Annotated in this window: 4 protein-coding genes; 2 read left to right on the forward strand and 2 right to left on the reverse strand. The window is 63.6% G+C overall.

Translation table 11 applies throughout. The features are described from left to right. Positions 1-185: 185 nt before the first annotated feature. Positions 186-1,523, reverse strand: coding sequence for an SGNH/GDSL hydrolase family protein (locus tag K1X71_21085; GenBank protein MBX7075644.1), 1,338 nt, complete (start codon positions 1,521-1,523; stop codon positions 186-188). Next, positions 1,520-2,281 (reverse strand): esterase, encoded by a 762-nt coding sequence (locus tag K1X71_21090; protein ID MBX7075645.1) that lies wholly within the window; start codon positions 2,279-2,281, stop codon positions 1,520-1,522. The genes K1X71_21085 and K1X71_21090 overlap by 4 nt, the downstream gene beginning before the upstream one ends. A 140-nt stretch (positions 2,282-2,421) precedes the next feature. Between K1X71_21090 and hpt the strand changes: the two genes are divergently transcribed. Both hpt and K1X71_21100 read left to right on the forward strand, forming a co-directional pair. Next, positions 2,422-2,961 (forward strand): hypoxanthine phosphoribosyltransferase, encoded by a 540-nt coding sequence (gene hpt / locus K1X71_21095; protein MBX7075646.1) that lies wholly within the window; start codon positions 2,422-2,424, stop codon positions 2,959-2,961. Next, the coding region (locus K1X71_21100) for a glycosyltransferase (GenBank protein ID MBX7075647.1) at positions 2,958-3,669 on the forward strand (712 nt) is incomplete at its 3' end. The genes hpt and K1X71_21100, both read left to right, overlap by 4 nt.

Consider the following 3,669-nt stretch of genomic DNA (forward strand, 5'->3'; position numbering starts at 1 on the left):
GTCGTCCGCTGAAATTGATTTTGCCGCTTCCTTCTTGCGCGCCATTCGCCAGACCTCCCTAAAGAGCCATGGCACGCAACTTAACCATCTTTTTCCCAGGGCGCAAATTTCGCGCCGAACAGAATTGACCGTTGCCCCGGTTTTCCTGGTTTCACAAATCGAAACCTGCTGGCGCCGACGCCCGGCTATTCACCTGGGCTATCCGACCAGCCTTCAGCTACGATCCGGGCAACTTCGTGAGCGCCCGCCTCGGTGAAATGGCAGTCATCGTAGAAGTAGACCAGCCGCCCGCTCATGACCGACAGGTCGATCCAGGGGGCCTGCTGCTCTTGGCACACATCGCGCAGACAATCGTTGTAGCGGTCCATGCACTGCCTGAGGGGGGGCGCGGCGAGAAACCGATTGGCATCGAGATAGCCGAGCCACAGGAGTTTTTCCGCTGCCGGCGAGAGGCCATCGGACCAGAGGACGGGCTGAGACAAGAAGACCGGCTTCGCGCCGCGTTGGCGGATTGTGTCGGCAATTTGCTCGATTCGCTGGCGGTAGGCTTCCAGCCCCGGTTGCAAGTTGGGAATTGTGGTCACCGTTTCCGCGCTGGCGCGCCGCTCGCGACGGCGCACGTAGTTGGCGCCGGTGGGGTCTTCGGCGGCCATCCGCCTGGCGGCAGTCGCCCGGCTCCAGGCGCTCACGGCCAGTCGCACGCTGGCCAGCCGCTCCCATAGATACGGTCCGGCGACTGGCCCCATAGATTGTCCCATTTCGCGCTTCCGAGCCGCCACCAGCTCGCGCTGTAGATCGTTGATTCCGGCCAGCACGACCACCAGGTCTACCTGTTCGACCAGCGGCGACTGTTGGACAAATTGCAGGTGCTCCTTGGTGGTTGTGCCACTCACCGCCGCGGCGGCGACCCAGATTGCTCGGTTTGGGTGTGCGCGGCGCAAGGCATCGGCCAATAACGCAGGCCAGGTCTTGCTGTCGTCGAGATAGGTGCATTCCGTGGTGCTGGCGCCAAGGCAGAGCACGCGCAGCCGCCGGCGGCTATTGGTCTCATTCAGTGGCAACTCGGGGCCGCGCAGTCCCCAAGAGTTGGTCGAATAGCTGGCCACCGGCGAGGCGCCGGGCAGTACTTGCAAATCGGGATGAAAGACGAGACGCAGATTCGGCGGGCGCGTGTTGACCGGCTCGCGCCAATGCCCGACGCCGATGGTGTGCAGCGCCAGCTCGATCGTGACCAGCGCGATCAGCGTCGATACGCCTAATGCGGCGATTTGCGGACAGCGACGAGCGGCCCAGCGGCGCCCCGCGCGCGTGCCGGCGGCCAATGAGCAGACGCCGATCGCGCTCACCAGAGCCAGGGCCAGCATCCCCTCGACGCGCGAGGCGGGCCACCATCCGCGTCCCCAGGCCAGCGCTATATCGGCAGCCAGCGCCAGCCACGGCGCCATGACGATTGCCAAGGGCCAGAGGCCGCGAGTTGGCGCCGCAACGCTGCTGTCGCTATTGGCAGTGGCCGGCAGGGTCATACCACTCGCAATCGTTCTTGCTTCAGCCGGCTCGACATGAATTGCACCGCCCGCTCGGCCATCTGGTTGTAATAGTCAAAGCCGTGACCACCGCCGGTGGTGGAGAAATCGACTTCGTGCGGTATGCCAAGCGCTGAAAGCTTCATTTGCAGTTTTTGGGCGCTGTCGACCCAAGGCCAGTCACTGGGATCGCAGGCGAAGAAGATATTGCGCGGCCAGTTGAGCGGATGCACGTGCAACGTGGCCGTGTCTTGGCGCACTGATTCGGCGTCGGGGTACATCTGCCGGAGGCTGTCGAAATCGTCGTCGTAGTCCTCGTAGCAGATTTGATGATCGATGGCGGGCGCCAGTGCGCAGGCGATCGGAAAGCGATTCGGATACTTGAACGCCAACCGCAGCGCCCCCTGCCCTCCCATGCTCGTGCCAAACAAGGCGATGCCTGGTGGCGCCGCCTGCCAACGCTCGGCGATGTACGGCACGATGTTGTCGAGCAGATAACGCTCGGCCGTGATATTGGCGTCGAATTCCGCGCAGATGCGGTCGCACCACCAAGAGCGGCCTGTGTGGGGAGCGATGACCGTGAGCCCATGTTCATCGAACAGGCGCGTATACGCCACGTTTTCAATGAGGCACCCCTGATGGACCCCATGCAGATAGCACACCACTTGGCGTGGCTCGATCGGTTGAACCGGTTCGAAAACGTCGCACGGATGTCCGGCGACTTCGATTTGTGACCAGCCAGTTTGCGTCAAGGCCATATTGCGGTGTTCGATGGTTCCGGGAAATGTACGAGTCGATTGTAGTCCGCGGCGGCGCCGCACTATCAGTGTATTGCGCCGAAATTTAGAATAGGTCGAATTGAGTTTTGCGCAGATTGGGCGAACCGTCGGAGCCACGGGTGAAGTTGGTGCTGACCGAAGACGAGATTCGAGCCGGTGTCGCGCGCATGGCGGGGACGATTTCCGGCTTCTATGGTCAGCGGCATGTCACCATCGTGGGCGTGCTCACCGGCAGCGTGATCTTATTGGCCGACCTGGTGCGGCAGTTGAACATGCCTTTGCGTTTGGCGCTAGTGCAGGCCAGAAGCTACCGAGGTCGCGCCACGCGGCCGGGTCCGCTGGCGATCGACGCCGAGCACCTGCCAGAGCTTGCCGGACGTCATGTGCTGTTGCTCGACGACATTTTCGACACCGGACATACCTTGCAAGAGTTGGTTTCACAGCTTCGCCGCCACGAGCCTGAGTCGATCCGTACCGCCGTGTTGCTGCGCAAGCAGGGGCGTCAGCAGGTGGAACTGGAACCGGATTGGGTGGGGTTCGACATCCCCGACGAGTTCGTTGTGGGTTATGGTCTCGATTACGATGATCTGTACCGGAACCTGCCTTGCCTGATGGCGCTCGAGGCGGCCGATTTGGCCGCGGGGGAGCCTCTGGCGTGAGTCCGCTGCGATTGGTGCTGGTGACACGCCGATTTTGGCCGCTGCTGGGGGGCGCCGAGCGGATCATGGCCGATTTAGCGGGCGAGTTTCAATCGGCGGGCGCCAAGGTGACGCTGCTCACGGCCCAGTGGGACCGCCAATGGCCGCGTGAGATCGTCCATCGCGGCGTGCGCGTGGTACGCTTGCCACAGCCAGCGTTGCGCTGGTGGGGAACATGGCGCTACATGCGCGCGCTCGCCGGTTGGCTCCGTGCGGAACGCGCGAACTACGATCTGGTGTTGGTTTCGATGCTCAAGCACGACGCCTATGCGGCGCTGGAGGTGGGCCGAACATTGTCGGCGCCGGTCGTGCTGCGCGCCGAGGGGGCGGGTCTGACCGGCGATGTGCATTGGCAGCTTGCCAACCGCTTTGGCTGGAGAATTCGCCGCCGCGCCTACGGCGCCGATGGCGTGGTGGCGCCCAGCCTGGTAATTCAGCGCGAATTGGTCGCCAGCGGCTACCAGCGAAATCGGGTGCATTACATCCCCAACGGCGTGCGCGCCGCCAGACCACGCCCGCCCGCGCCGCGACCGGCCGCGCGTCGCGCGCTGGCCGAAGCGCATCCGCAATTGACCGCCAGCGGCGCCGCGCCGGTGGCGGTATACACGGGCAGACTACACGAGGCAAAAGGCATTCAATATCTGATCGCGGCCTGGACGAGCGTCAGCG

This window comes from Pirellulales bacterium, assembly GCA_019694455.1.
Taxonomy (GTDB): domain Bacteria; phylum Planctomycetota; class Planctomycetia; order Pirellulales; family JAEUIK01; genus JAIBBY01.

Bases quoted from the DNA above. Each gene is read 5' to 3' on its own strand.
- K1X71_21085 (MBX7075644.1), bottom strand. From the start codon at position 1,523: ATGACCCTGCCGGCCACTGCCAATAGCGACAGCAGCGTTGCGGCGCCA.
- K1X71_21090 (MBX7075645.1), bottom strand. From the start codon at position 2,281: ATGGCCTTGACGCAAACTGGCTGGTCACAAATCGAAGTCGCCGGACAT.